Source organism: Paracoccus sp. Arc7-R13 (assembly GCF_004010775.1).
In the GTDB taxonomy this organism is placed as follows: Bacteria; Pseudomonadota; Alphaproteobacteria; order Rhodobacterales; family Rhodobacteraceae; genus Paracoccus; species Paracoccus marcusii.
In genome coordinates this window covers 2,402,420-2,426,829 of sequence record NZ_CP034810.1, presented here as the reverse complement: position 1 = coordinate 2,426,829, position 24,410 = coordinate 2,402,420, and the positions used below count along the sequence as shown (strand labels likewise).

The following is a 24,410-nucleotide window of genomic DNA, read 5'->3' as shown; positions in this document are numbered from 1 at the left end:
GAACCGGATGCAGACAATTCGTGCCATTGGCGGCATGATGCCGGGAATTGCGTCGGACGCGCGCGCAGGATAAAGCGGCGGCATGACAAACCGCCCCCAGCTTCCACCCGAAATCGCCCGCCGCCGGACCTTTGCGATCATCTCGCATCCCGATGCCGGCAAGACAACGCTGACAGAGAAGTTCCTGCTGTACGGTGGCGCCATCCAGATGGCCGGGCAGGTGCGCGCAAAGGGCGAGGCGCGGCGCACGCGGTCGGATTTCATGAAGATGGAGCAGGATCGCGGCATCTCGGTGTCCGCGTCGGCGATGTCGTTCGATTTTGACGGACATCGCTTCAACCTGGTGGATACGCCGGGCCACAGCGACTTTTCCGAGGATACCTATCGCACGCTGACCGCGGTGGATGCGGCGATCATGGTCATCGACGGGGCCAAGGGCGTCGAATCGCAGACCCGCAAGCTGTTCGAGGTCTGCCGCCTGCGCGATCTGCCGATCCTGACCTTCTGCAACAAGATGGACCGCGAATCCCGCGACACGTTCGAGATCATCGACGAGATCCAGGAAAACCTGGCCATCGACGTGGCGCCGGCATCCTGGCCGATCGGCGTGGGGCGAGAGTTCATCGGCTGCTATGACATGCTGGGCGACCGGCTGGAGCTGATGGACCGGGCCGACCGCAACAAGGTGGCGCAGTCGATCTCGATGAGGGGGCTGGACGACCCGCGGCTGGCCGATCACGTTCCCGCCGATCTGCTGGCCAAGCTGCGCGAGGAGGTCGAGATGGCCCGCGAGTTGCTGCCGACCTTCGACCAGCGGTCGTTCCTGGAGGGGCATATGACGCCCATTTGGTTCGGCAGCGCGATCAACAGCTTTGGCGTGCAGGAGTTGATGCAGGGCATCAGCACCTATGGCCCGCCGCCGCAGCCCCAGAACAGCGCCGAGCGCGAGATTTCCCCGGACGAGAACACCGTGACGGGCTTCGTGTTCAAGGTTCAGGCCAACATGGATCCCAAGCACCGCGACCGCGTGGCTTTCGTTCGGCTGGCATCGGGACATTTCGAACGTGGCATGAAGATGGTCCACGTCCGCACGAAGAAACCGATGGCGGTGTCGAACCCGGTGCTGTTCTTGGCCGCCGACCGCGAACTGGCCGAGGAGGCCTGGGCCGGCGACATCATCGGCATTCCGAACCATGGCCAGCTGCGCATCGGCGACGCCCTGACCGAGGGAGAGACGTTGCGTTTCACGGGCATTCCGTCATTCGCGCCCGAGCTGCTGCAGACGGTGCGCGCGACGGACCCGATGAAGGCCAAGCATCTGGAAAAGGCGCTGATGCAGTTCGCCGAGGAGGGGGCCGCCAAGGTCTTCAAGCCCGCGATCGGATCGGGCTTCATTGTGGGCGTCGTGGGCGCGCTGCAATTCGAGGTGCTGGCCAGCCGGATCGAGCTGGAATACGGCATCCCGGTGCGGTTCGAGGGTAGCCAGTTCACCAGCGCCCGTTGGGTCAGTGGCGCCAAATCAGTGGTCGATGCCTTCTCCGAAACGAACAAGGCGCATCTGGCCCATGACCATGACGGCGATCTGGTCTATCTGACCCGCCTGCAATGGGACATCGACCGGATCGGTCGCGATCACCCGGACCTGAGGCTGACCGCGACCAAGGAGATGATGGTCTAGCGCCGCGTCTCCTGACCGAAGGCCATGCCGTCCAACTCCTGCCCGGTCTCGTCGACCGGGTGGCACCAGACGGTGAAGTCCAACAACTGATGCGCGCCAAAGCTGGCCAGCATCGCCACATCGGCCGCATCGCGACCCCGTGCGACGGCGACGCGGCCAAGGCGGCGTCCGTTGTTGCGCGGGTCGAACGTCCACCAGCGGCCAGATAGGTAGACCTCGATCCAGGCGGCGAAATCCATCGGCGCGTCGACCTTGGGCACGCCGATATCGCCGACATAGCCGTTCACATAGCGGGCCGGGATGTTCAGCGCCCGCAGATAGGCCAGCGCCAAGTGCGCGAAATCGCGGCAGACGGCCATGCCGCCCTTGCTGGCATCATGCGCGGTCCGAAACACCGACGCCGTGCCGTAATCGAATGTCAGCACCTTGTGACCGTGGTCCAGCACTGCTTGGACACGGCCCCAGCCCGGCTGCAGATGACCGAACAGGTCCCAAGCCTGTTGGGACAGGACGTCGCTTTCGACATAGCGGGACGCCATCAGGTAGATCAGCGCATCATCGGGCAGATCCTCGACCCGCGTCTCTTGGGCCGCGAAATCGACATCGTCCCACATTTCGTCGTCATTCAGGGTCACATCGCCACGAAGGACAAATTCGCCCACAGGGGCGACCATGCGGCGGCAGATGTTTCCGAACAGGTCGCGGTACTCATGCACGTCGACATGAGGAACGGTCGTGACCTGTTCGGGGGCTGTGAAATCGTCGTGCCGTGCCGCCTCGGGGGCGACAAGGCAGATGAGGGGGGTCGGCTGCTCGACCTTGATACGGAACTCGTGACCGACCCGGACGCGCATCAGGAAACCGATGCGTCCATCGTGATTTCGGCATTCAGCAGCTTGCTGATCGGGCAGCCTTCCTTGGCCTTTTCGGCGACTTCGAGGATCTTCGCCTGATCCGCATCAGCGGTGATGGTCGTGGTCAGGTGGGCCTTCTTGACGGCGAAACCGTCGCCTTCCTTGTCCATTGAGATGTCGGACTTGGTCTTGATCGACACGCCCGAGATGCCTTCCTGCTCCAGCATCATCGCCAGCGCCATCGAGAAGCACGATGCATGCGCGGCGCCAATCAGTTCCTCGGGGTTGGTGCCGGGCTTGTCCTCGAAGCGGGTGTTGAAGCCGTAGGGCTGCGCCGACAGCGCGCCCGACTTGGTCGAGACCTGGCCCTTGCCCTCTTTCAGGCCGCCAGTCCATTCAGCCGATCCGGTGCGGGTAATCATGTGATCCATCCTTTTCTTGGTCAGTGTTGCCCGCCCAACGCGGCAACACCATCCAAGGTTCAGGACTGTGGCTGAATCAGGCGTTGATGTTCCGCAATCGCATAGCGGTCGGTCATCCCTGCGACGTAATCCAGCACAAGACGCGCGCGTTCGGTCGGATCGTTCAGACGCATGGCCGCGTCGCGCCACTGGTCGGGCAGGCGGTCGGGATGATCTAGGTACAGCGGAAACAGGTCGTTCAGCATCTGCGTGACACGGGTGCGTTCGACGACGACCGAGGGCGCGCGATACATGCGCTGGAACAGGAAGGACTTGATCGCCTTGATGTTCTGGTACAGCGGCTTGGAAAAGCGGATGATCGCCCCGTCCATCGCGCGGATGTCGTCCGCCGATCGCGGCTGCAGCCCGGCAAGCCGGTTCTGGGCAACGGCGATCACATCCTCGACCATGACGCCGAAGACGCGGCGCAGCGCCTCGTAGCGGCGCCGCGTGGGGTCCAGGCCGGGATACAGACGGTCGACCTCGGCAAAGGCCGGGCCGATCACGGGCAGTTCCGCCAGATCGTCCTCGGTGAACAGGCCCGCGCGCAGCCCGTCATGCAGGTCGTGGTGATTGTAGGCCACGTCGTCGGCCACCGCCGCCACCTGCGCCTCGGCGCTGGCATTGGTGTGCAGTTCCAGATCCCACAGCGCGTTCACCTCGGCTAGGGCATAGGGCAGGGGCCCGGTCACCGGGCCGTTGTGCTTTGCGATGCCTTCCAGGCTCTCCCAGGTCAGGTTCAGCCCGTCGAAATCGGCATAGTGGCGTTCCAGCTTGGTGACGATGCGCAGCGCCTGCGCGTTGTGGTCGAAGCCGCCATAGGGCGCCATCAGCGCGGACAGCGCGTCCTCTCCGGTATGACCGAAGGGCGGGTGGCCCAGGTCATGGGCCAGGGCCACGGTCTCGGCCAGGTCGGTGTTCAGGTGCAGCGCCCCGGCGATGGTGCGCGCGACCTGCGCGACCTCGATCGTGTGGGTCAGGCGGGTGCGGAAATAATCGCCGCGATAGCCTTCGCCATCATGTTCGACAAAGACCTGGGTCTTGTGTTTCAGCCGGCGGAAGGCGCTGGAATGGATGATGCGATCGCGGTCGCGTTGCCAGGGTGACCGGAAGGTGGACAGACTTTCGTCCTGCAATCGCCCGCGGCTGTCTTGCGGATGGCAGGCATAGGGCGCGAGTGCGGTCACGGGGTCAGCCTTCCTTGCGGGTTCACCCGGCGGACCCTATATTTGATGCGACCAGACGAAAACGGGAACGCCCCATGAACCTGCCGCCCAAAGTGACCGACCGCGCCTTTGACCGCCTGTCCCAGATCAATGCGGGCAAGGACCCGGTACCGCTGCGCATCGCGGTGCTGGGCGGGGGATGTTCCGGGTTCCAGTACGACATCCGCCTGGACGCGCCCGAGACCGACGATCTGATCCTGGAGAAATCGGGACAGAAGGTCGTCGTCGATCCGGTGTCACTGCCCTATCTGGCGGGGGCGGTCATCGATTTCACCGACGAGCTGATCGGTGCGCGCTTCGTGATCGAAAACCCGAACGCCACGGCAAGCTGCGGCTGCGGGACCAGCTTCTCGATCTAGTCGCAGGGGATGCTGCGCGGGTCCAGCCGCTGTTCGACATAACGGAACTGCGTCCCCGAGGGCAGCGTCTTGACGATGCGCGTGCTGTCCCATCCGGCGTTCTGACAAATGACACGGTTCTGCCGGTCGGTGATCCGCAGGCCGTCACCGTCTTTCGACAGCATGATGGATTGCCCCTCGCGCCGCGTGCCATCGATGAAAAAGGGCAAGGGCTGCGGCAACGCGATGGCAGGCACGCCGAACATGTCGGGCAGACCCTGCCAGTCCTGCGCGGGCCCGCTGGCCACCGTCAGGCGGTGATCTCCCGGCGGCACCAGCAGCCGCAGGACCGCGCCGCCGCGCAGATAGCCGCTGATGACGGGCGTGCCTTGGTCATCCGTCAGAATGATCGCGTGATCCATGTCGGCCGGGGCGCGGACCTGCAGGGGGATCGTCGCGGGCAGGGGGCTGGCCTTTTCCAACAGCCCGGTGACCGGGCGCGCGGCGGCCGCCACGGGCAGGACCATCAGCAGGATCAGCAGTCGGATCATCGCGGCCCCTTTCCGGTTCGTGTTGCCAAACGCGCAGGCGGCGCTAAAGATGCCGCCCATGAAAATCGCAAGCTTCAACATCAATGGCGTCAAGGCCCGCGTGCAGGCCCTGACCGACTGGCTGGCCTCGACCGATGCCGATCTGGTCGTGCTGCAGGAAATCAAGTCCGTGGACGAGGGGTTCCCGCGCGAGCATTTCCAGGACCTGGGATGGCAGGTGGAAACCCACGGCCAGAAGGGCTTCAACGGCGTGGCGATCCTGTCGCGGCTGCCGCTGGAGGACGTGACCCGCGGCCTGCCCGGCGACGATGCCGATGAGCAGGCCCGCTATATCGAGGCGACCGTGGTCGGCACCCATGCGGTACGCATCGCCGGGCTGTACCTACCCAACGGCAACCCCGCACCGGGGCCGAAATACGACTACAAGCTGGCATGGATGGAACGCCTGCGCCTGCGCGCGGCGGAATTGCTGGCGTCGGAGTTGCCGGTGGTGATGCTGGGCGACTACAACATCATTCCCGAGCCGCGCGACGCCGCCCATCCCGACCGCTGGACCGAGGATGCGCTGTTCCTGCCGCAAAGCCGGGCGGCGTTCCGTGCCATCGTGAACCAGGGCTGGACCGATGCGGTGCGCATCCGCGACCCCTGGGCCACGCGCGGGCCGTTCACCTTCTGGGACTATCAGGGCAGCGCGTGGGAGCGTGACAACGGCATCCGCATCGACCATCTGCTGCTGTCGCCCCAGGCGGCCGACCTGATGATCGAAACGGGCGTCGACCGCGATGCGCGGGCCGGTGAAAAGCCAAGCGACCACGTCCCGGTCTGGGTGCGCCTGGCCGCCTGACGGCAGGCGGCGCCCGGCGGCGGGTCAGATCACCAGAACGCCGGAATGCTTGGCCTTGTGTTCCGGTTCGACATGGATGGTGATCTGGGCGTCGGGCAGCTTGGCCTTCAGGCTGGCCTCGACCCGGTCGCAGATGTCATGGGCGTCGGACACGGTGGTCTGGCCGTCCACGACCAGGTGAAAGTCGATGAAGGTGACGGCGCCCGCATGACGCGTGCGCAGGTCATGCGCCTCCAGCGCGCCGCTGGCCTTGTCCGAGATGATGTCGCGGATGGTCACCAGCGTCTTTTCGGGCACGGCCTCGTCCAGCAGGCCGGAGACGGACGACGCCATGACCTTCCATCCCGACCACAGGATGTTCACCCCCACCAGCATCGCCAGCGCCGGGTCCAGGATTGACCAGCCGGTCGCCACCGCCAGCCCCACGCCCAGCAGGACGCCCCCCGACGACACCACGTCCGTCAGCAGGTGCTTGCCGTCCGCGACCAGCGCCGGAGAGCGCAGCCGCCGCCCCTGACGGATCAGGATGCTGCACCAGATCGCGTTCAGCACGCCCGCGCTGGCGTTGATGGCCATGCCCATGCCGACGGCTTGGATTTCGCGCGGGTTCTGGAAGGCGTGCCACGCCTCGCGCAGGATCAGCAGGGCTGCCACGATGATCAGCACCCCTTCCAGCACGGCGCTGAGGAATTCGGCCTTGTGATGGCCATAGGGATGCGACTGATCCGCCGGTCGTTGCGCCACCGAGATCGCGACCAGCGCCGCGACCGCGGTCGCCACGTTCACAATGCTTTCCAGCGCGTCCGACAGCAGCGCCACTGACCCGGTCAGGTACCAGGCCAGGGTCTTCAGCCCAAGCACGATCAAGCCGACAAAGATGCTGCCGACGGCGATTTTCAGGCTGCTGGACATCAGATCGTCCCCTTGGCCATGGACGGGATGGGTATGAGGCGCAGCATGTCGCAGATGCTTTGTGAAATCTCAAGCCACGGTTGCAGCCATTTGCGCACAATAGGCGTTCGGGTGCCGGATAGACACGCATTGCATTTGTTGATTGACCCGTCACTCAATATAAAGCATCCTTAGAGTATCAAAGAAACATGCGGCCGCTTGGCTGCGATCATACGCACGCAGCGGGCCACATGCCCGGCTGCACTGTGTCTCTGATCGTTCATCTGTCTAAGGAGGATTGCGCCCATGACGCCAATCATCACCGTCGCCTATCTCAGCGTGTTGGCCTGCGCGCTGTTCGTCCTGATCCGCTGGCCCCGCCTGCGGCTGCAGGGCGAAGAGCCCGTCGGCCTGTTCACCCTGATCGCCCTGCTGTTCACCGCCGGACTGGACATGGGCCTGGTCATGCTGCCCCTTGCGGAGTTCCCGATCTATGAGGAGGACCCCGCCTTCGGGTTCACCAACGCGCTGGCCGTGGAATTCGGCATGTGGGGGCCGCTGGTCTGGCTGATGTATTTCGTGGCCACCTTCTATTTCATCGCGCTGGAGCCGAGCCTGCAGCTGTTCCAGATCCCGGCGGTCAAGTGGGTCTACAACCTGACGGTCATCGCGACCTGCTCGTTCACCTGCTATCTGTTCATGTCAAACCTGCCGACCTATGCCCCGGACCTGCCGCAGGGCGCGGTCTGGGCGCTGGTCGTGGTGGTGATCGCCACCGCCGTCCTGTCCAGCGGCAACATGGCGGTGATGAAGTGGCTGGCCATCATCTCCAGCTATGGGTTTGGCATGCTGGCCTTCACCGCACTGGCGATGATCGCCTTTGTCTACAGCCGCGTGGGTCTGGGCGATTTCTTCGACAGCGTCGGCCTGCTGGGCGGGTACTTCGCGCATCTGCCGCGCTTTGCCACGCCCATTTCGGATTACCATGAATTCTATCTGTTCTGGTGGTTCGCGTGGTCGATCATGATCGGCCAGTTCGTCGCGCGCTTCGTCGGTGGGCTGAGGGTCTGGCAGCTGGCATTGGCGATGGTGGCCCTGCCGGCGATCCCCCTGGGGCTGTGGTTCAGCGTGCTGTTCGTCTATCACCAGGGCGGGATCGTGATCCCCGGCTGGCTGAACTGGTTCATGATCGCTGTCGGTGTGGTCTTCGTCGTGAACTCTCTGGACAGCCTGATCCGGCTGTATTCGACGAACCTGAACTGGTCGCGTGAGACGTTGGGGGACCGGCGCTATTATCCGCTGCATTTCCTGCTGCAGCTGGGTCTGGTCGGCGCCTATGTCTTCACCCCATTCGAGATCCAGTGGGTCGGCCTGATCGTCGCGGCGCTGTATGGGGTGATCTATGTGCTGCTGGCGCGGCACATGGGCAAGCTGGGCGGCATCGGCCGCCCCGCCGCGGGATAGGGGGCGGACGTCCTCTCAGTCGTCCTTGTCGCTGTCATCGTCGCCAAAGCGCGAATCGTCCGAGAACTCGTCCTCGCCCTCGTTGACGAACTTGGACGACAGCGCGATCGAGTGGTTGTCATGGACGGGGTCCATCACGACGTCCGACGGGATCTCTCCGACCAGCCATTCGCGCAGCTCCTCGCGGATCTCGGCGGGCTCCTGGCCGGTCACCTCGACCAGATAGGCGATGAAGGCGCGCTGGTCGCCGTCGATCTCGTCCAACTCGGTGTCCTCGGCCTCGGGCCACTTGTCGATGATCGCCTCATAGAAGGCCGCCCAGTTTTCCTGAACATGGTGCCACTTCATCAATAACCTCCTGTCGGAAGGCTGCCCTGGAACCAGCGCGCCGTCCCTGTAATGTCCTCGCCGACACCGGCGACGGTGTTGCAACCGGCCAGCATCGTGCAAGCCGCTACAGTAACCCAAAACATTCGCATCAGTTCGTCTCCTGCCACCAGACTTCGGGCAAAAAGCCCGGCCAGTCCCCGTACATGGGTATTTCCTCTGGGTATTTCAGATCCGCGGCATGGGCCAGCCGCGAGATCGGCGAAAAGCTGACCGGGATCACATAGCGCCCCGCCGTCAGCACGCGGTCCAGCGCCCGGACCGCGGCGGTGAAATCCTCGGCCGTGTCGGCGGCCGTCATGGCGTCGATCATCGCCTCGGCCGCGGGGCTGTCGATGCCCATCCAGTTGCGGCTGCCGGGCGTGGATACGCCGTCGCGGCCCCAGTACAGGCGCTGTTCGCTGCCCGGCGACAGCGACAGGCCGCGTTCGTACCATGTCATGTCGAACTGATAGTTGTTCGTGCGTTCGATGTACTGCGCGGAATCCAGCAGGGTGATGCGCGGGGTGATCCCCAGGGGACGCAGCGCCTCGACATAGATGTTCACGATCTGCTGAACCTCGGACCCGCTGCGCATCGCGGTGCCGTTCTGGTTCAGCAGGATCTCGAAGGCGAAGGGCTGGCCCTGCGCGTTCTTCAGCTGTCCGTCCTGAACCGTCCAGCCGGCCTCGGCCATCAGCGCCATCGCGCGGCGGACACCGGCGCGGTCCATCGCGCGGTCCGATCCTTCGGGCAGGGTATAGCCGTCCAGCGTGCCGGGCGGCAGGTCGGCCGCGAAGGGCGCCAGCAGTTCCGCCACGCGCCCCGTCGCGGGCCCGTCCTGCATCGCCAGGACCGAGTTCGAGAAATAGGACGTGATCCGGGGATCGGCACCGCCGTTCAGGGTCTGGTTGATGAAGCGGAAGTTGAACATCTCGATCAGCGCCTGCCGCACGCGCCAATCGGCGAAGGCCGGGTTGCGCGTGTTCATGACCAGGCCGACGATGCCCGACGGGCGTTCGTTCGGGATCTCTGCCTGGACCGCGCGTCCGTCCGTCATCAGCGGAAAGCCGTATTCGCTGGCCCATTTCTGCGCCGACAGTTCGCGCCAGACGGTGACGGCACCGGCCTTGAACGCCTCGAACATCGCGTTGGCATCGGCGAAATAGTCATAGCGGATGACGTCGAAATTGTTCACCCCCGCCATCAGGGGCAGATCGCGGCCCCAATAGTCGGGATTGCGGCGAAAGCTGATCGACCGCCCCGGCTCGACCTGATCGACGACATAGGCGCCGCTGCCGATCGGCGCCTCGAGCGAGGAGGCGGCGAAATCCTGCCCCTCCCACTGGGCCTTCTTCAGGATCGGACGCAACCCCATCAGCAGGGGCAGTTCTCGGTCGGGTTCGGTGAAGGTCAGGCGCACGCTGCGGGGGCCCGTGGCCTCGATCCTGTCGACGCGCGACCAGGCCGCCAGATAGCGGGGATGGCCCTGCGTCCCAAGCGTCTCATAGGACCAGATCACGTCGTCGACGGTGACCGGGCTGCCGTCGGAAAACCGCGCCTCCTCGCGCAGGGTGAACTCGACCCAGTGCCGATCGGGCGCGACCTCGATCGTCTCTGCCAGCAGGCCGTAAAGGGTGAACGGTTCGTCGATCGACCGCATCATCAGGGACTCCGTCACGTGGACGCCCACGCCCCATGCGGCATTGCCCTTCAGCACCCAAGGTTTCAGACTGTCGAACCCGCCCGGCTCCGCCAGCCGAATCGTACCGCCCTTGGGCGCCTCCGGGTTGGCATAGGGCAAATGTGCAAAGCCCTGTTGCAGGGCAGGTTCTCCATAGATTGCAATGCCATGGACAGGTTCGGCAAGGGTTGCCAGCGGCATAGATGCAACACCGCCCGTCAGGGTCAGCAGACCCAGGGCAGCTCCCCTGATCGCGGATTTATTAAGGTTTTCGAAGATTCGCATTGCCTGCCGCCCGGTCGTTTCTTGTTTGGCCGCATTATCAACAGGCTTGACCGGGGGGCGTCAACCAAGGTGGCAAGATCGCTGTTGGACTCGCGCGGTTCCTCGCGTATAAATAGGGCACTGCTCGATAGGTTTCTTGCCTGTATGAAACCTGCCTCATAACTTGCGCCCGCCTTGTGCGGGCGTTTTTTTTTGCCCATGCTGCGCCTGCAAACCGCCTTTCGGGGCCGTCAAGGAGCAGCCGATGTTCGAGAAATTCCTCAAGGGCAAGACCGCCGTCGTCACCGGATCCAACTCTGGCATCGGGCTGGGCGTGGCCCACAGGCTGGCGCGCGCCGGCGCGGACGTGGTCCTGAACAGCTTCAGCGACACGGACGAGGATCACGCGCTGGCCGAAGGCATGTCCGGCGAACACGGGGTCAAGGTCCGTTATATCCGGGCCGACATGTCCAAGGGCGACGACTGCCGTGCGCTGATCGAAAAGGCCGGCGCCTGCGATATCCTGGTCAACAATGCCGGCATCCAGCATGTCGCGGCGATCCCCGATTTCCCGGCCGCGAAATGGGACGCGATCATCGCGATCAACCTGTCGTCCGCCTTCCACACCACCGCGGCGGCCCTGCCGCTGATGCGTGCGGCGGGATGGGGCAGGGTGATCAACATCGCCTCGGCCCACGGACTGACGGCCAGTCCCTACAAGTCGGCCTATGTCGCAGCCAAGCACGGCATCGTCGGGCTGACCAAAGTGACGGGCCTGGAGACCGCGCGCGAGGCGATCACCGCCAACGCCATCTGTCCGGGCTATGTGCTGACGCCGCTGGTGGAAAGCCAGATCCCGGACACGATGGAGAAATACGGCATGGGCCGGGACGAGGTGATTAAAAAGGTCCTGTTGGAACGCCAGCCGTCCAAGGAATTCGCGACGACCGACCAGCTGGGCGACACGGCGGTCTTCCTGTGCAGCGACGCCGCGGCCCAGATCACCGGGACCACGATCAGCGTTGACGGGGGCTGGACCGCCCTGTGACGGGAACCGCTCTGCGTCCTTTGCCGTTCCATATCAACACAATGTGAGGAGATGGTGATGAAGGGTCTTGTGGCGTGGTTTCTGGGGGTTCCGGTCGTTGTGATCGTGATCTTGTACGTTCTGGGCATCTTTTGATGCGTAAGGGCGCCCCGTGATGCGGGACGCCCTTTGTCTGTCCGGGGTCTTCAGGACAGGCTGCTCTGGATGGTCTGGATGTCGGAATTCGTCAGCGTCTTGGCGACTTCCTTGCGCAGGCGAAGCTGCAGTTCCTTGTGATAGTGCTTGCGCATGACGCCCAAGGTCGAAGGGTCTGCGATGATCGCGATATCCTCGAACTTGTTTTTCAGCACCATTGCGTTCAGGTGACGCGACAGCTGGGCCGCAAAGGTCGCCTCCTCGTCATCCCGGGGCGACCCTTCGTCGATCTGCGCTCCGTCGCCCGACAGGCTCTCCTGCGTCACCTTGGTCGTTTCCGACAGCTCCAGCCCGGATTTGGCCGTGTTGCGGAACAGGGTGGCAGAGTGGCCGTCGGCAACGACGACCAAGGCATTGTGGGGCAGCATGGTCAGCTCCTTCTTGCGTTCGCTTTCACGGGTTCAACGCAAGCCGGGACCGGTCAGTTGCAGCCTTCGCAAAAGCGGCGGATGCGTGCCATCGCGTCCTGAAGCACGGCGTCGCTGGTGGCGTAGGAAATGCGGAAATGCGGCGACAGGCCGAATGCCGCACCGAAGACGACCGCGACCCCGGTTTCGTCCAGAAGCGCGTTCGCAAAGGCTTCGTCGCTGTCGATCGGGGTGCCGCCGGCGCTGGTCAGGCCGATCAGCCCGGCGATCGACGGATAGACGTAGAACGCCCCCTGCGGCACCGGGCAGTCCAGCCCCGGACAGGCGTTCAGCCCGGCCACGACCAGGTCGCGCCGCCGCTGGAACACCGCGCGGCTGTCGGTGATGTAATCCTGCGGCCCGGTCAGCGCGGCCTCTGCGGCGTACTGGCTGATCGAGCAGGGGTTCGACGTCGATTGCGACTGCAGCTTGGCCATCGCCTTGATCAGCGCCTCGGGGCCCGCCCCATAGCCGATCCGCCAGCCGGTCATGGCATAGGACTTGCTGACCCCGTTCATGGTCAGGACGCGGTCCTTCAGCCGGGGTTCGACCTGTGCGGGGGTGCAGAACTCGAAGCCGTCGAAGACCAGGTGCTCATAGATGTCGTCGGCCAGCACCCAGACCTGCGGGTGACGCAGCAGCACATCGCACAGCGCCGCCATCTGCGCCCGGTCATAGCCCGCGCCCGACGGGTTCGAGGGCGAGTTGAGGATCAGCCACTTGGCCCGCGGGGTGATCGCGGCCTCCAGCGCGTCGGGGGTCAGGCGGAACCCGGATGCCTGGTCGCATTCCACGACGACCGGCGTGCCGCCCGCCAGCAGAACCATGTCGGGATAGCTGACCCAATAGGGTGCCGGCACGATCACCTCGTCGCCGTCGTCCAGCGTGGCCATCAGCGCATTGTAGAGGATCTGCTTGCCGCCGGTGCCGACAGTGATCTGGGCAGGCGCATAGTCCAGCCCGTTCTCACGCGCGAACTTGTCGGCGATGGCGCGTTTCAGGGACGGCGTGCCGTCCACGGCGGTATAGCGGGTGTGGCCTGCGTCGATCGCGGCCTTTGCCGCGTCTCGGACGTTTTCCGGGGTGTCGAAATCGGGCTCTCCGGCGGACAGGCTGATGATGTCGCGTCCCTGTGTGCGCAGGTCCGCCGCGCGGGTGGTCATCGCGATGGTGGGCGAGGGTTTGATGCGGGCCAGCCGGTCCGAGATGAACGCCATGAGACACCTTGCTGCTGTCGGTTTGAACTGTCGGCCCGCATGGCATACGCTGCGCCGCACGCCCTCACAAGGACGAGAGACATGATCGACAGCTATGCCGAACCGGTGGCGACCCTTGGCGACCGCCTGACTGCCGCGCGCGAAGGCGCGGGCCTGGACATTGCCGCCATGGCCGATGCGCTTGGCCTGCGCCCCGAGACGCTGGAGGGGTGGGAGGTCGATCAGGCCGAACCGACGGCCAGCCTGATGGGACGGATCGCCACGGTCACCGGCGTCTCGCCGGTTTGGCTGTTGACGGGGCAGGGCGCGGGACCGCAAGACGCAAGCGCGGGGGCGGCTCTGCGTGCCGAGCTGGCCGATCTGCGCCGCCTGCTGGCCGAGGCCGCCGCCCGCGTGGACCGTCTGGAGGAAGCACTGTCGCATGGCTGATACGCTGGAAACCCCCGAGAACCGCCTGAAACGTCTGCACATGCGCAGCTGGCGGCGCGGCATGAAGGAGATGGACCTGATTCTGGGCCGCTTCGCCGATGATTGCCTGTCCGGGCTGTCCGGCCCCGATCTGGACCTGTACGAACGCATGCTGGCCGAGAACGATCAGGATCTGTACCTGTGGGTCACCGCGCGGATCGGCGACGGTCCCACCCGCGAGGCACCGCAGATGCTGACCCCGATGCTGGATCGGATCGCGCGACATGCCGCGACCCGCATTGCGGCCGATCGCTAAAAATTTCGGCATTCCTGGCGCAGGAAGAGGCGGCAATTAACCGAAGATTGTCTTTTCTCTGTCATTGAGAGGTCATGACGAACAGGACAGGACATCCCGAAGCCATGCTTGCACCTGCACCCCGCGAACAGCATCCGACAGTCGATCCCACGGCCCTGGACGTGCCCCTGTCGGACATGACCGACGCCTATCTGGAATCCCTGCAGCTGCTGGAGCGGATGCACCGGCTGATGCTGGATCTGGTCAAGGACGAATTCGAACGCCTGCACCGGGGTGACCTGACCCCGGTCCAGGCCATGATCCTGTACAATCTGGGCGAGGCCGAGGTCTCTGCCGGAGAGCTGCGGTCGCGCGGCATGTATCAGGGATCGAACGTCAGCTACAACCTGAAGAAGCTGGTCGCGATGGGTTATGTCCATCACGAACGCTGCGACATGGACAGACGCTCGGTCCGGGTGCGCCTGACGGCCGAAGGCCAGGCGGTGCGCGACCTGGTGCAGCGCCTGTTCATCCGCCACGCCGAAGGGCTGGCCATGTCGGGCGTGCTGGAGGATCCGCCGCTGGATCAGGTGAACCTGCAATGCCGCCGCATCGAGCGGTTCTGGACCGAGCAGATCCGCTATATCTATTGAATTGAACCCGGCCCTTCGGGGCCGGGTGTGCCTTTTCCTGGCGCCTTACCAGGTGCCGGTGTTCTCCATGCTGGACCACGGCTCCTGCGGGGGCAGGTGATCGCCTTCTTGCAGCAGTTCGATCGACACGTTGTCCGGGCTGCGCACGAAGGCCATGTGGCCGTCGCGCGGGGGGCGGTTGATCGTGACGCCGGCATCCTGCAGCTTCTGGCACATCTCGTAGATGTTGCCGACGCGGTAGGCCAGATGGCCGAAATGGCGGCTGTCCGAGGGCAGGCCGTCATCGCCGTCCCAGTTGTAGGTCAGTTCCACCGGGCATTCCGGCTGGCTCGGAGGCGCCATGAACACCAGGCTGAAGCGGCCCTTGTCGTTGTCGATGCGGCGCGTTTCCTCCAGGCCCAAAAGGCGGAAGAAATCCATCGTGTTGTCCAGGTCCTTTACGCGGACCATCGTGTGCAGATAGCGGATGTTCATAGAGTATCCTTTGACGTTTGGGTTGAAGGAGACATGGTCTTGGCGCCGGCGCAACGCAACCCCCGCGTGGGCGGTTGCCGCAGTCGCGTTCTTGACTTAGGACGAGGGTCACCGCACCGCCTGAAAGGACCGCCGCAATGCCCCTCACGCCCGAACAGCAGGCCGAGATCGACAGCCAGCGCGCCACGCCTCGCCAGACGCTGCGCGCCGTGTCCGAGGGGATGGAGAACCACCTGTACGTGGCGCATCAGGTTCTGGATCACGGGCTGGTGCGGGTCATCGACTACATGGGCGACGACGCGGCGATCTGTCAGGCGGCGCGCGTCAGCTATGGCAAGGGGACCAAGTCGGTGCAGAACGACGAGGGGCTGATCCGCTATCTGATGCGGCACTGGCATTCGACGCCCTTCGAGATGTGCGAGGTCAAGTTCCACGTCAAGCTGCCGGTCTTCGTGGCTCGTCAATGGATCCGTCACCGCACCGCCAACGTGAACGAGTATTCCGGCCGCTATTCGATTCTGGACCGGGAGTTCTACATCCCCGCGCCCGAGCATCTGGCCGCGCAGTCGTCGCAGAACCACCAGGGCCGGGGCGAGGTGCTGCAGGGCGCCGAGGCGCAGCGCGTGCTGGACCTGCTGCGCGAGGACGCGATGCGCAGCTATGACAGCTATGAGGCGATGCTGAGCCAGGAGGGGCAGCAGGGTCTGGCGCGGGAACTGGCGCGCATGAACCTGCCCGCCAACATCTATACCCAGTGGTACTGGAAGGTGGACCTGCACAACCTGCTGCATTTCCTGCGCCTGCGCGCCGACAGCCATGCCCAGTACGAGATCCGGGCCTATGCCGACATCATGTGCGACATCACCCGCGACTGGGTGCCCGCCGCCTTTGGTGCATTCCAGGATTACCGGATGAATGCCGTGAACCTGTCCGCGCAAGCCGCCGATGCGCTGCGGCGGCGCCTGGCCGGAGAGGTCGTCACGCAGGAAAATGCCGGCATGGGCGCGCGTGAATGGCGCGAGTTCCAAGCCGTCTGGGGCTGAGCGGGGGCGCACCACGCGCCCCGTCCGGATCAGAACGTGAAGTCGTTCAGGTCCAGGTTCACGCGGTTGAAATCCTCCAGCACGATCACGGTAGACGCGTTTACCGTCAGGATCGTGTCGCCGCCCTGCTGCACGGCGCCATTGATGGCGCGCTGGACCTGGCCGCGGCCCAGGTCGTCGATCTCGATCCGGTCCAGGCCGTTCTGGAAGTCGACGATACGGTCGCGTCCGTCGCCCAGGTCGAATTCGAACCGGTCGGCGCCGATCCCCCCGGCCAGGATGTCGTTGCCCCGACCGCCGTCCAGCGTGTCGTTGCCCTGGTTTCCGTGCAGGATGTCGGCGCCGTCATCGCCCTCGATCTCGTCATTGCCCTCGTTGCCGAACAGCCGGTCATTGCCGCCGTCGCCTTCCAGGTCATCCCGGCCCTGACCGCCATAGAGCAGGTCGTTGCCCTGATTGCCCTCCAACTCGTCGTCGCCCCGGCCGCCGAACAGGGTGTCGAAGCCGAAGCCACCCCACAGATCGTCGTTTCCGTCATCGCCGCGCAGCAGGTCGTTGCCCGCACCGCCTGCCAGGCTGTCATTGCCCGCGCCGCCGTTCAGCACGTCGTTGCCGTTCTCGCCCCAGATGCGGTCGAAGCCGCGGTTGCCATTCAGCACGTCGTTGCCGTCGCGCCCATAGATCAGGTCGGCCAACGCGCTGCCGTTGATCCGGTCCGCACCCGAAGTTCCGTTATAGCGTGCCATTCAAGCGATCCTTTCATGTTGTCGGCCACCCATGCGGCGGCCCTGTGCGAATCGCGATATCACGGGCCCGCTGACAGCCGGCTGACGGGGGCTGTCAGCGGGCTGTCAGCTTGGCCGTGCTAGGACGCGGGAATGAAACGATCCCTGTCCAGCCTGATGCTGATCCTGCTGCCGCTGACCCTTGCGGCGCAGCCGATCGCCCCCGATTACGAGACCGCCCGCCAGGCAGTGGACCGCGGCGACATGCTGCCGCTGGAACAGATCCTGGCGCGGATCGAGGCGCTCCATCCCGGCCGCATCGTCGAGGTCGAGCTGGAAGACGAGGACGGCCTGTGGCTCTATGAGATCGAGGTGCTGACCCCCGAGGGCCGCCTGATCGAGATAGAGCTGGACGCCCGCACGGGGGCGATTCTGGTATACGAGGAAGACGACGACTGATGCGCGCCCTTGTGGTCGAGGATGACAGCCGGATCGCCGCCGATCTGGGCCGGGCGCTGACTGCGGCCGGGTTCCGCGTGGACGGCACCGCATCGGGCCAGGACGCCTGGTTCCGGGGCGGGACCGAGGGGTACGACCTGATCGTGCTAGACCTGGGGCTGCCCGACCTGGACGGTCTGACCGTGCTGAAGCGCTGGCGGGCCGAGGGGTGCGATTCGCCCGTGCTGATCCTGACCGCACGGGGCGCCTGGACCGAGCGGGTCGAGGGGATCGAGGCCGGTGCCGACGATTATCTGCCCAAGCCGTTCCGCATGGAGGAGCTGGTGGCGCGGGCCCGCGCCCTGGTGCGCCGGGCAGGCGGCCGGGCCGAACCGCGGATCGAGGCAGGCCGCCTGACCGTCGATCTGAACCGCATGACGGCGCTGGTCGATGGCGTGCCGGTCCCGCTGACCCCGCTGGAGTTCCGCGTGATCGCGCATCTGGCCGTTCACCGCGACCGGGTCGTGTCGCCCACGGAACTGCTGGAGCACCTTTACGGCGACGATGACGCGCGCGAGGCCAACGCGCTGGAGGCGGTGGTGACCCGCATGCGCCGCAAGCTGGGTCCGGGCATCGTCGCGACGCGGCGCGGCTTCGGCTATCTGCTGGAAGGCGGTGCATGAGGCCTTTGTCGCTGCGCCTGCGGCTGATGCTGCTGGGCGGGGCGACCATCCTGCTGGTCATGGCGCTGTCGGTGACGATGCTGGCGGTGTTGTTCGACCGCCATGTCCAGCGCGTCGCCGTGTCGGACCTTCGCGATCGGGCGCTTGTTCTGCTGTCGGTGATCGAACCCGGCACGCCGCCGCAGATGCGCGACCAGCCGCGCAACCCGTCGTGGCAGCTGCCATTCTCGGGGCATTACTGGCAGGTGTGGCTGGGGGACCAGCCCCTGCGGTCGCGGTCGCTGTGGGACGTGACGCTGCCCGTGCCCACGGACGCGCCGCCGCCGGGCGAGGGGCGGGTGCTGCAGCTGGACGGGCCGGGCGACCAGCGCCTGCTGGCGCTGGATCAGCAGGTGCTGATCGGGCAGGGTGCGACCGCGTCCCCCATCCGCCTGATCGTGGCCGAGGACATGGAGGATTCCGCGCAGGCCCGCGCGGCCTTTCTGCGCGACCTTGTCCCCTGGCTGGCGGGATTGGCGGCCCTGCTGCTGGCGGCGTCCTTCGTCCAGGTCACGCTTGGCCTGCGCCCGCTGGCCCAGGTCGGCGCGCATCTGCGCGGGCTGGCGCAGGGGCGCAGGCGGCGCCTGGGCGACGATCTGCCCTCCGAGGTCGCGCCCCTGGCCCGCCAGCTGGACCATCTGCTGGACGACCGCGACCGAGAGCTGGATCGTGCGCGCCACCGCGCCGGCGATCTGGCGCACGGGTTCAAGACGCCGCTGCAGGCGCTGCTGGGCGATGCCGAGGCGTTGCGCGATCAGGGACGGACCGAACAGGCCGACAGCATCGAACATGTCGTCACCGTGATGCGCCGCCATGTCGACCGGGAACTGGCGCGCGCCCGCATCCGCACCGACGCTGCACAGGCCCGCGCGCATCCCGCCCCGATCGTTGCCCGGCTGGTGCAGGTGCTGCGGCGCACGCCCGCGGGTGCCGGGCTGGACTGGCAGGTCGACCTGCCGCAGGCGGTGGCGCTGCGCATCGACCCTGACGACCTGACCGAGGCCCTGGGTGCGCTGCTGGAAAACGCGGCCCGCCATGCGCGGTCGCGGGTGTGGGTCGGGATGCGTGCGGATGACGATCGGACGGCCGTCATCATCCGCGACGACGGGCCGGGCGTGCCGGACGCCGAGCTGGCGCGGTTGGCGCAGCGCGGCGTGCGGCTGGACCAGGGCGGGGACGGTCAGGGGATCGGCCTGGCCATCGTCACCGACATCGCCGAGGCCGCGGGCGGTCGCCTGGAGCTGATCAACATGCTGCCGGGCCTTGCGGCGGAACTGCACCTGCCGCGCCACCCGGACTGATTGTCAGGACGCGAACAGACCGTCGAAATCGGCAAAGCCCTTGACCTCTATCGGGTTGCCCGAGGGATCGAAGAAGAACATCGTCCGCTGCTCCCCGGGCTGGCCCTCGAAGCGGATCTGGGGCGGGATGTCGAAGGACACGCCCGCCGTGGCCAGGCGGTCGGACAAGGCCAGCCAATCCGCCAGCGGCAGCACGACCCCCAGATGCGGCATCATCACCATGTGATCGCCCACCTGACCGGTGCGGGTGGTGGGAAAGGGCGTGCCCAGATGCAGCGAAAGCTGATGGCCGAAAAAGTCGAAATCGACCCAAGTGTCGGTGGACCGACCCTCGGCACAGCCCAGGATGTCGCCATAGAAGCAACGAGCCGCGTCCAGGTCGGTGACATGGATGGCAAGGTGGAACAGGGATCTCATCGCGGCCTCCGTGGTTGCGGGGCAGTGATGCACGCGCGGGCCGCGCCCCGCAAGTCAGTCCAGAGCGTCCAGAACCCCGCCCGCCACGCGCGCGGTGTCCGACCAGCCCGGCAGCGCCGCCCCCGCCCGTGCGGCGGCGGCCGCCCGTGCGGCACGCTCGGCCGGGTCGGTCAGCATGCGGCGCAGCGCCTGCGCCAGCGCGGGCGCATCGTCGGGTGCGACCAGCAGGCCCGCATCGGCCGGAACCGTTCCCGGCACCGCGCCCGCACGCGTGCTGACGATGGGCAGGCCATGGGACAGCGCCTCGTCGAAGACGATGCCGTAACCCTCGTACCGGGTCGCCAGCGCAAAGATCGAGGCTGTTCGGTACAGGTCCGCCAGGCGATCCGCCTCGACCCGCCCGGCCAGTTCCAGCCGTCCATCCAGTCCGCTGGCGGCGATCTGCACCTGCAGGTCGACCACATGGGCCGCGTCCCAGGGGTTGCCCACGATCACCGCCTGCCAGTCCAGATCGGCCAACGCCGCCAGCGCGGCGATCAGGACATCATGACCCTTGCGAGGGTGCAGGATGCCCACCGACAGGATCAGCGGCGGGTCCTGCGTCGTGGGGGGCTGTTCCGGGCGGTCGGTGCCGGGGCGGGCGACGGTGATCCGGTCGGCGGGCACATCATAGCGGTCGACCAGCATGTCGCGCGTATGCGGGCTGGGCACCATCACATGGCGCGCATGGGCCAGGTTCGCGCGCTCGGTCTGCCACAGATGGTCGGCCAGATCGGCGGGCAGGGCGCTTTCCTGGGCCAGGGGATGATGGATCATCGCCACGATGGGCGCGCGGATCGCGGCCACCCCCTGCGGGTCCAGCGCGCCAAAGGCCAGCCCGTCGATGATCACCGGCCGATCCGCGGGCAGCGCCTGCAGCGCGTCCAGCGCCTGGCGCATGTCGCTGTCGGACGGGGTGGGAAAGCTGTCGGGCAGGGCCAGGACATCGACATGCCGGCCCTGGTCGCGCAGCCCCTGCACCATCCGGCGGTCGTAGATATAGCCGCCGGTCAGGGTGGTGATGTCGCCCGGCAGGGCAAAGGTCAGGGTCTTTGGGTCGATCACGGGTCTGCCTGTATGGCTGCGGGGGCGGGACGGTTGACGCGGCGCCGCGCCAACAGGACCAGCAGCCCCGGCAGGGTGCTGGCCAGAAACATCAGGCCGAAGGCCAGGCTGGCGGCAAGCCCCGCCTGCGCGCTGGCGCCGATCAGGGGGAACAGCCCGGCGGCCGCACCCTCGCGCAGACCCCACCCGCTGACGGTCAGCGGCAGGATCATGGTCAGCAGGATCAGCGGCACCAGAACGGCGGTCTCGACCGGGGACATCATGGTGCCGGTGGCCGCGGCGCAGAAGGCAAAGGCCGCAAGGTTGGCCCCGGTGATCGCCAGGTTCAGCGCCACCTGACGCGGCAGGGCGCCCGGCGCCAGCAGCGTGACGCGCAACGCGCCCCGCAGATCGCGTGCGGCGGTGCCCGCGCGCCCAGGCAGCTGTCCCGCACCGCCGATGGCCAGCATCGCGATCAGCGCGCCGCTCAGCAATGCGCCGATCAGGCCCATGACCCAAGACGGCAACGTCAGCCCGCCCGGCATCAGCGTCACGGTCAGCGCGCCCGCCGCCAGCACCAGGAACAGCGCGACCTGGCCCGCCAGGCGCTCGATCGCGACGGCGGCACCGGCGCGGCGCAGGCCCGCCTGATGACGCGCGCGGACCGCGCGGCCGGCATCGCCCACGACACCGCCGGGCAGCGACTGGTTGACGACCTGCGCAAGGTAGTATTCGCCGATGGCCCGGGTGAGGGGGATGGTCTGGCCAAGCTGCCGCGCCGTCAGCCGCCAGCGCATTGCCGACAGCACCGTCTGCGCCGTCAGGGCCAGCGCGGCGGCCGCCAGCCACAGCGGATCGGCACGCACCAGCAGGTGCAGCGCCTGTTGGCCGTCAAGGCCGAACCACAGAAGCGCCATCACTGCCAGGGCGATCAGGATTTGAAGACTGCGTGTCACGTTCATGCAGGAGGCACGTCCAGGGACCCGGAAAAGTTGCGCATGAAACGGTCGCGAAGTGCTTCCATCGGCATCGCCGGGCTGCCCGGTTCCGGGACCAGCCCCCGCGTCAGGCCCCAACCGTCGGTCCGCGCGACCAGATCGGGCGGGCCGATGACGTGGATCGGAACTTCTCGGCGGTCGTCCAGGCCGATGGTGGTAGCGGCCTGGTGATCGCCGACCAGGATCATCAGGGGCGCGTCCGTTCCTTGCCGCGCGGCATAGTCCAGCACCGCCTGCAGCGTATAGTCGATCGTGTCACGATACTGGGCCCGCACCCGGTCGCGGTCGCGCCAGACGACGTTCGGCGGATCGCCCGCTTGCGCCATCGCGTCGAATTCGGTGCCGTCGCCCAGATCCTCCCAGGGCAGCATTTCGGGGACCGGGGTCCAAGGCGCGTGGGACGAGATCAGGGCGATCTGCGCGAACAGGCGGCGGGGGTCGCTGCCGTCGCGCAACAGGCGGTCGGTGGCGGCCAGCGTGAACTGATCAGGCATGGTGACCCAGTTGAACGGCTGCCCGCGATAGCCCAGGTCGGGCGCGGCCAGGATTCGCTGAAACCCCATCGTCGACGCCTCGGGCCAGGGACGAACGATGGCGGGCATCACGGCCGCAGTGCGGAACCCGGCATCGGCGGCGTGGTGGAACAGCGTTCGGCGCCCGCTGGCGATGGCCGCCTGATAGCGCGTCTGGTCATTGACCCACAGCCCGTTGGCCAGCGTCGCATGCGCCAGCCAGCTTTGTCCGCCATGCGTCGGCGACGTCAGGAACCCCGATGCCATGGCCAATCCGCGATCCTGCAGCACCTGCTGTCCCTGGCGCAGCCGGGGAAGGTGAGTGTTGGCAAAGAAGGGCGTGTCAAAGCTGGTGCGGCCATAGCTTTCCAGAAAGATCACCAGAACGTCGCGGTCGATCAGCGCAAGCGGATCCTGCAGCCCGGCCAGCGTATCCTGGCGCGCCTGTTCGTTGAACTGGCGCAATTCTGTCACGGTGCGTGCCGACAGCTGCGCGCGGTCGATGGCATAGGCGGCCGTCGGGGGCGGCATTACCGCCAGCAGTGCGATCCCCGCGACAGAGGCTGCCAGACCGGCGATCCGCAACCAGGCGGCACGCGGGGCCCGGCGCATCAGCACGCCCATCGCCCACCATGTGCCTGCAACGATAAGCAACGTGGCCAGAAGCGCGGCCAGAACTGCACCCGCCGCCTGCCAGGGGCCCAAGCTGCCGGCGATCAGCCGGACGGATGCATCGATCAGAGGCAGGTCCGCGACCGGATTGAACCTGCGGCCCAGGCTTTCCAGCATCGCCAAGTCCGCGACCTTCAGCACGGTGACCAGCGTCAGCGCCAGGGTCGCCGCCACGCGCAGCAGCCGCCCCGCGACCGTCCGGCCCGCGGCCAGCGCCAGCAGGATCACCACTGCCAGCTCCGGCGCCGGGCGTGCCAGCGCGGCCCAGGCCAGCTGCTCGGGATGCGCGGGCAGCGCCAGCAGGACGTGCAGCAGCAGGATGGCGGCAAGGACCGACAAGGGCCGGGGGGTCACCGATGGCCCCGCAACCACAGCACGTCGCGGCCAAAGGACCAGATCAGCGCCGCTGCCGCGATCCGCGCCAGGGTGATTGCCAAATCGTCCGACAGGACCGGCACCTGAAGCGCGATCAGCGTCGCAAGCTGCAGCACGCAGACGGCCTTGCGGGCATAGCTGACCGGCAGCGGCGCCATGATCCACGGCCAGACCAGCCCCGCCCCGATGAACAGATAGCGCATGACGCCAAGGGCCAGGATCTCTGGTCCGACGGGGCTGCCGGCCAGGGCGTGCAGCGCAAGGATCAGGGCCAGCGCGGCGTCGACCTCCATGTCAAAACGGGCGCCGAAATCGGAACATAGGCCGCTGCGCCGCGCCAGCCAGCCATCCACCCCGTCCAACGTCAGTGATATGGTTGCGATCGCCGCCACTGCCCAGCCCGCCGCGACCCCGCCGACCAGGGGCGCGATCAACGCCGTCGTCAGCGCCATGCGCATCAGCGTCACCGCGTTGCACGACCCCAGCCTGGCATGCGGATAATGCCTGCGCATCGCAACGCAGACCAGCGCGGCCCCCGCCAGATAGACGACGCCCGCGACCAGGGCACCCGTGCCCTGGCCCAGGACTATCACGCCGATGCCCAGGTTCAGGGCCAGCCCCGCGGGAATGGCCAGGATCAACCCCTCGGGCAGGCGGCGGCCTGCGGCGGGGGCCGGTCTGACGGTGGGATCGGCAAGGTCGGGGCGGGAAATCTGCATCGGGTGAACATATGACAGGGGCATGACGCGTCAAGCTGACTTCTGAACAGGCTTGCCTCAGCACGATCCCGGGCTATCCTGTCGCGA

The 24,410-nt window shown here is 66.5% G+C and carries 28 protein-coding genes; 12 read left to right on the top strand and 16 right to left on the bottom strand.

Features of this window, described 5'->3' with window-relative positions; all coding sequences use genetic code 11:
* Positions 1 to 82: 82 nt before the first annotated feature.
* Complete coding sequence (locus EOJ32_RS12110) at positions 83 to 1,678, top strand: peptide chain release factor 3 (protein ID WP_127898716.1); 1,596 nt, start codon at positions 83 to 85, stop codon at positions 1,676 to 1,678.
* Here the strand turns inward: EOJ32_RS12110 and EOJ32_RS12105 are convergent.
* From EOJ32_RS12105 to EOJ32_RS12095, 3 genes are read right to left on the bottom strand one after another with little or no spacing between them, the layout of a single operon-like run.
* On the bottom strand, positions 1,675 to 2,532 hold the full coding sequence (locus EOJ32_RS12105) for a transglutaminase family protein (protein ID WP_127898715.1): 858 nt from the start codon (positions 2,530 to 2,532) through the stop codon (positions 1,675 to 1,677). The two genes, EOJ32_RS12110 and EOJ32_RS12105, sit on opposite strands and share 4 nt — an antisense overlap.
* Complete coding sequence (locus tag EOJ32_RS12100; protein WP_045999588.1) at positions 2,532 to 2,954, bottom strand: OsmC family protein; 423 nt, start codon at positions 2,952 to 2,954, stop codon at positions 2,532 to 2,534. Before EOJ32_RS12100 ends, EOJ32_RS12105 begins: the two co-directional genes overlap by 1 nt.
* 59 nt (positions 2,955 to 3,013) lie before the next feature.
* Entirely contained in the window at positions 3,014 to 4,180 is a 1,167-nt protein-coding gene (locus tag EOJ32_RS12095) for a deoxyguanosinetriphosphate triphosphohydrolase (RefSeq protein WP_127898714.1), read from the bottom strand.
* 74 nt (positions 4,181 to 4,254) lie between these two features.
* On the opposite strand from EOJ32_RS12095, the gene EOJ32_RS12090 reads away from it, so the two are divergent.
* Positions 4,255 to 4,578 (top strand): iron-sulfur cluster assembly accessory protein, encoded by a 324-nt coding sequence (locus EOJ32_RS12090; RefSeq protein ID WP_045981709.1) that lies wholly within the window; start codon positions 4,255 to 4,257, stop codon positions 4,576 to 4,578.
* Here EOJ32_RS12090 and EOJ32_RS12085 read toward each other — a convergent pair.
* Positions 4,575 to 5,108 carry a hypothetical protein gene (locus tag EOJ32_RS12085; RefSeq protein WP_127898713.1) on the bottom strand — a complete coding sequence of 178 codons (534 nt, stop codon included), beginning with the start codon at positions 5,106 to 5,108 and terminating at the stop codon, positions 4,575 to 4,577. The genes EOJ32_RS12090 and EOJ32_RS12085 overlap by 4 nt on opposite strands.
* 58 nt (positions 5,109 to 5,166) lie before the next feature.
* On the opposite strand from EOJ32_RS12085, the gene xth reads away from it, so the two are divergent.
* Entirely contained in the window at positions 5,167 to 5,952 is a 786-nt protein-coding gene (gene xth, locus EOJ32_RS12080) for an exodeoxyribonuclease III (RefSeq protein WP_045981710.1), read from the top strand.
* A 24-nt stretch (positions 5,953 to 5,976) separates the two neighbouring features.
* Here the strand turns inward: xth and EOJ32_RS12075 are convergent, their stop codons facing one another.
* Complete coding sequence (locus tag EOJ32_RS12075; RefSeq protein ID WP_045981711.1) at positions 5,977 to 6,864, bottom strand: cation diffusion facilitator family transporter; 888 nt, start codon at positions 6,862 to 6,864, stop codon at positions 5,977 to 5,979.
* 285 nt (positions 6,865 to 7,149) lie between these two features.
* Between EOJ32_RS12075 and EOJ32_RS12070 the strand changes: the two genes are divergently transcribed.
* Positions 7,150 to 8,307, top strand: a complete 1,158-nt coding sequence (locus EOJ32_RS12070) for a BCCT family transporter (protein ID WP_127898712.1) — start codon at positions 7,150 to 7,152, stop codon at positions 8,305 to 8,307.
* 15 nt (positions 8,308 to 8,322) lie between these two features.
* Here the strand turns inward: EOJ32_RS12070 and EOJ32_RS12065 are convergent, their stop codons facing one another.
* On the bottom strand, positions 8,323 to 8,655 hold the full coding sequence (locus tag EOJ32_RS12065; RefSeq protein ID WP_045981713.1) for a hypothetical protein: 333 nt from the start codon (positions 8,653 to 8,655) through the stop codon (positions 8,323 to 8,325).
* A 130-nt stretch (positions 8,656 to 8,785) separates the two neighbouring features.
* On the bottom strand, positions 8,786 to 10,642 hold the full coding sequence (locus tag EOJ32_RS12060) for an extracellular solute-binding protein (protein ID WP_127898711.1): 1,857 nt from the start codon (positions 10,640 to 10,642) through the stop codon (positions 8,786 to 8,788).
* Positions 10,643 to 10,886: 244 nt separating this feature from the next.
* Between EOJ32_RS12060 and EOJ32_RS12055 the strand changes: the two genes are divergently transcribed.
* The gene (locus tag EOJ32_RS12055; RefSeq protein ID WP_127898710.1) at positions 10,887 to 11,669 is read left to right on the top strand and encodes a 3-hydroxybutyrate dehydrogenase; all 783 of its coding nucleotides are present in this window, start codon (positions 10,887 to 10,889) and stop codon (positions 11,667 to 11,669) included.
* 185 nt (positions 11,670 to 11,854) lie between these two features.
* Here EOJ32_RS12055 and EOJ32_RS12050 read toward each other — a convergent pair whose 3' ends face one another.
* Complete coding sequence (locus EOJ32_RS12050; protein WP_127898709.1) at positions 11,855 to 12,232, bottom strand: host attachment protein; 378 nt, start codon at positions 12,230 to 12,232, stop codon at positions 11,855 to 11,857.
* Between the two features lie 53 nt (positions 12,233 to 12,285).
* On the bottom strand, positions 12,286 to 13,488 hold the full coding sequence (locus EOJ32_RS12045; protein WP_127898708.1) for a pyridoxal phosphate-dependent aminotransferase: 1,203 nt from the start codon (positions 13,486 to 13,488) through the stop codon (positions 12,286 to 12,288).
* 81 nt (positions 13,489 to 13,569) lie between these two features.
* Here EOJ32_RS12045 and EOJ32_RS12040 point away from each other — a divergent pair, with 81 nt between their 5' ends.
* From EOJ32_RS12040 to EOJ32_RS12030, 3 genes are all read left to right on the top strand, one after another.
* The gene (locus EOJ32_RS12040; protein WP_042249702.1) at positions 13,570 to 13,917 is read left to right on the top strand and encodes a helix-turn-helix transcriptional regulator; all 348 of its coding nucleotides are present in this window, start codon (positions 13,570 to 13,572) and stop codon (positions 13,915 to 13,917) included.
* Positions 13,910 to 14,212 (top strand): succinate dehydrogenase assembly factor 2, encoded by a 303-nt coding sequence (locus EOJ32_RS12035; protein WP_045981719.1) that lies wholly within the window; start codon positions 13,910 to 13,912, stop codon positions 14,210 to 14,212. The genes EOJ32_RS12040 and EOJ32_RS12035 overlap by 8 nt, the downstream gene beginning before the upstream one ends.
* A 176-nt stretch (positions 14,213 to 14,388) precedes the next feature.
* Entirely contained in the window at positions 14,389 to 14,844 is a 456-nt protein-coding gene (locus tag EOJ32_RS12030; RefSeq protein WP_127899388.1) for a MarR family winged helix-turn-helix transcriptional regulator, read from the top strand.
* A gap of 45 nt (positions 14,845 to 14,889) precedes the next feature.
* Here EOJ32_RS12030 and EOJ32_RS12025 read toward each other — a convergent pair whose 3' ends face one another.
* On the bottom strand, positions 14,890 to 15,318 hold the full coding sequence (locus EOJ32_RS12025) for a VOC family protein (protein ID WP_127898707.1): 429 nt from the start codon (positions 15,316 to 15,318) through the stop codon (positions 14,890 to 14,892).
* Positions 15,319 to 15,455: 137 nt separating this feature from the next.
* Between EOJ32_RS12025 and thyX the strand changes: the two genes are divergently transcribed.
* Positions 15,456 to 16,361: an FAD-dependent thymidylate synthase gene (thyX, locus tag EOJ32_RS12020; protein WP_045999591.1), complete on the top strand. Its 906-nt coding sequence runs from the start codon at positions 15,456 to 15,458 to the stop codon at positions 16,359 to 16,361.
* Positions 16,362 to 16,390: 29 nt separating this feature from the next.
* On the opposite strand, the gene EOJ32_RS12015 is transcribed toward thyX, so the two are convergent.
* Positions 16,391 to 17,107 carry a calcium-binding protein gene (locus EOJ32_RS12015; protein ID WP_127898706.1) on the bottom strand — a complete coding sequence of 239 codons (717 nt, stop codon included), beginning with the start codon at positions 17,105 to 17,107 and terminating at the stop codon, positions 16,391 to 16,393.
* Positions 17,108 to 17,239: 132 nt separating this feature from the next.
* Here EOJ32_RS12015 and EOJ32_RS12010 point away from each other — a divergent pair, with 132 nt between their 5' ends.
* Genes EOJ32_RS12010 through EOJ32_RS12000 form a run of 3 tightly spaced genes read left to right on the top strand, consistent with a single transcriptional unit; the run spans position 17,240 to position 19,547 of the window.
* Positions 17,240 to 17,545, top strand: coding sequence for a PepSY domain-containing protein (locus tag EOJ32_RS12010; RefSeq protein ID WP_127898705.1), 306 nt, complete (start codon positions 17,240 to 17,242; stop codon positions 17,543 to 17,545).
* Positions 17,545 to 18,207, top strand: coding sequence for a response regulator transcription factor (locus EOJ32_RS12005; RefSeq protein ID WP_127898704.1), 663 nt, complete (start codon positions 17,545 to 17,547; stop codon positions 18,205 to 18,207). Before EOJ32_RS12010 ends, EOJ32_RS12005 begins: the two co-directional genes overlap by 1 nt.
* Positions 18,204 to 19,547: a HAMP domain-containing sensor histidine kinase gene (locus tag EOJ32_RS12000; RefSeq protein ID WP_127898703.1), complete on the top strand. Its 1,344-nt coding sequence runs from the start codon at positions 18,204 to 18,206 to the stop codon at positions 19,545 to 19,547. The genes EOJ32_RS12005 and EOJ32_RS12000 overlap by 4 nt, the downstream gene beginning before the upstream one ends.
* Before the next feature lie 3 nt (positions 19,548 to 19,550).
* On the opposite strand, the gene EOJ32_RS11995 is transcribed toward EOJ32_RS12000, so the two are convergent.
* The 5 genes from EOJ32_RS11995 to EOJ32_RS11975 are packed head-to-tail and all read right to left on the bottom strand — an operon-like array spanning position 19,551 to position 24,323.
* Positions 19,551 to 19,964 (bottom strand): VOC family protein, encoded by a 414-nt coding sequence (locus tag EOJ32_RS11995; protein WP_127898702.1) that lies wholly within the window; start codon positions 19,962 to 19,964, stop codon positions 19,551 to 19,553.
* A gap of 54 nt (positions 19,965 to 20,018) precedes the next feature.
* Positions 20,019 to 21,068, bottom strand: coding sequence for a glycosyltransferase family 4 protein (locus tag EOJ32_RS11990; RefSeq protein WP_371705503.1), 1,050 nt, complete (start codon positions 21,066 to 21,068; stop codon positions 20,019 to 20,021).
* On the bottom strand, positions 21,065 to 22,009 hold the full coding sequence (locus EOJ32_RS11985) for a lysylphosphatidylglycerol synthase transmembrane domain-containing protein (protein WP_127898701.1): 945 nt from the start codon (positions 22,007 to 22,009) through the stop codon (positions 21,065 to 21,067). Before EOJ32_RS11985 ends, EOJ32_RS11990 begins: the two co-directional genes overlap by 4 nt.
* Positions 22,006 to 23,583 carry a sulfatase gene (locus tag EOJ32_RS11980; RefSeq protein WP_240542426.1) on the bottom strand — a complete coding sequence of 526 codons (1,578 nt, stop codon included), beginning with the start codon at positions 23,581 to 23,583 and terminating at the stop codon, positions 22,006 to 22,008. Before EOJ32_RS11980 ends, EOJ32_RS11985 begins: the two co-directional genes overlap by 4 nt.
* The gene (locus EOJ32_RS11975) at positions 23,580 to 24,323 is read right to left on the bottom strand and encodes a CDP-alcohol phosphatidyltransferase family protein (RefSeq protein WP_240542425.1); all 744 of its coding nucleotides are present in this window, start codon (positions 24,321 to 24,323) and stop codon (positions 23,580 to 23,582) included. The genes EOJ32_RS11980 and EOJ32_RS11975 overlap by 4 nt, the downstream gene beginning before the upstream one ends.
* Positions 24,324 to 24,410 lie beyond the last annotated feature (87 nt).

Bases quoted from the DNA above. Each gene is read 5' to 3' on its own strand.
- xth (WP_045981710.1), top strand. From the start codon at position 5,167: ATGAAAATCGCAAGCTTCAACATCAATGGCGTCAAGGCCCGCGTGCAG.
- EOJ32_RS11985 (WP_127898701.1), bottom strand. From the start codon at position 22,009: ATGAACGTGACACGCAGTCTTCAAATCCTGATCGCCCTGGCAGTGATG.
- EOJ32_RS12090 (WP_045981709.1), top strand. From the start codon at position 4,255: ATGAACCTGCCGCCCAAAGTGACCGACCGCGCCTTTGACCGCCTGTCC.
- thyX (WP_045999591.1), top strand. From the start codon at position 15,456: ATGCCCCTCACGCCCGAACAGCAGGCCGAGATCGACAGCCAGCGCGCC.
- EOJ32_RS12030 (WP_127899388.1), top strand. From the start codon at position 14,389: ATGACCGACGCCTATCTGGAATCCCTGCAGCTGCTGGAGCGGATGCAC.
- EOJ32_RS12010 (WP_127898705.1), top strand. From the start codon at position 17,240: ATGAAACGATCCCTGTCCAGCCTGATGCTGATCCTGCTGCCGCTGACC.
- EOJ32_RS12105 (WP_127898715.1), bottom strand. From the start codon at position 2,532: ATGCGCGTCCGGGTCGGTCACGAGTTCCGTATCAAGGTCGAGCAGCCG.
- EOJ32_RS12035 (WP_045981719.1), top strand. From the start codon at position 13,910: ATGGCTGATACGCTGGAAACCCCCGAGAACCGCCTGAAACGTCTGCAC.
- EOJ32_RS12070 (WP_127898712.1), top strand. From the start codon at position 7,150: ATGACGCCAATCATCACCGTCGCCTATCTCAGCGTGTTGGCCTGCGCG.
- EOJ32_RS12050 (WP_127898709.1), bottom strand. From the start codon at position 12,232: ATGCTGCCCCACAATGCCTTGGTCGTCGTTGCCGACGGCCACTCTGCC.
- EOJ32_RS12065 (WP_045981713.1), bottom strand. From the start codon at position 8,655: ATGAAGTGGCACCATGTTCAGGAAAACTGGGCGGCCTTCTATGAGGCG.
- EOJ32_RS12005 (WP_127898704.1), top strand. From the start codon at position 17,545: ATGCGCGCCCTTGTGGTCGAGGATGACAGCCGGATCGCCGCCGATCTG.
- EOJ32_RS11995 (WP_127898702.1), bottom strand. From the start codon at position 19,964: ATGAGATCCCTGTTCCACCTTGCCATCCATGTCACCGACCTGGACGCG.
- EOJ32_RS12000 (WP_127898703.1), top strand. From the start codon at position 18,204: ATGAGGCCTTTGTCGCTGCGCCTGCGGCTGATGCTGCTGGGCGGGGCG.
- EOJ32_RS12015 (WP_127898706.1), bottom strand. From the start codon at position 17,107: ATGGCACGCTATAACGGAACTTCGGGTGCGGACCGGATCAACGGCAGC.
- EOJ32_RS12060 (WP_127898711.1), bottom strand. From the start codon at position 10,642: ATGCGAATCTTCGAAAACCTTAATAAATCCGCGATCAGGGGAGCTGCC.
- EOJ32_RS12025 (WP_127898707.1), bottom strand. From the start codon at position 15,318: ATGAACATCCGCTATCTGCACACGATGGTCCGCGTAAAGGACCTGGAC.
- EOJ32_RS12100 (WP_045999588.1), bottom strand. From the start codon at position 2,954: ATGATTACCCGCACCGGATCGGCTGAATGGACTGGCGGCCTGAAAGAG.
- EOJ32_RS12040 (WP_042249702.1), top strand. From the start codon at position 13,570: ATGATCGACAGCTATGCCGAACCGGTGGCGACCCTTGGCGACCGCCTG.
- EOJ32_RS11975 (WP_240542425.1), bottom strand. From the start codon at position 24,323: ATGCAGATTTCCCGCCCCGACCTTGCCGATCCCACCGTCAGACCGGCC.
- EOJ32_RS12085 (WP_127898713.1), bottom strand. From the start codon at position 5,108: ATGATCCGACTGCTGATCCTGCTGATGGTCCTGCCCGTGGCGGCCGCC.
- EOJ32_RS12110 (WP_127898716.1), top strand. From the start codon at position 83: ATGACAAACCGCCCCCAGCTTCCACCCGAAATCGCCCGCCGCCGGACC.
- EOJ32_RS12045 (WP_127898708.1), bottom strand. From the start codon at position 13,488: ATGGCGTTCATCTCGGACCGGCTGGCCCGCATCAAACCCTCGCCCACC.
- EOJ32_RS12055 (WP_127898710.1), top strand. From the start codon at position 10,887: ATGTTCGAGAAATTCCTCAAGGGCAAGACCGCCGTCGTCACCGGATCC.
- EOJ32_RS12075 (WP_045981711.1), bottom strand. From the start codon at position 6,864: ATGTCCAGCAGCCTGAAAATCGCCGTCGGCAGCATCTTTGTCGGCTTG.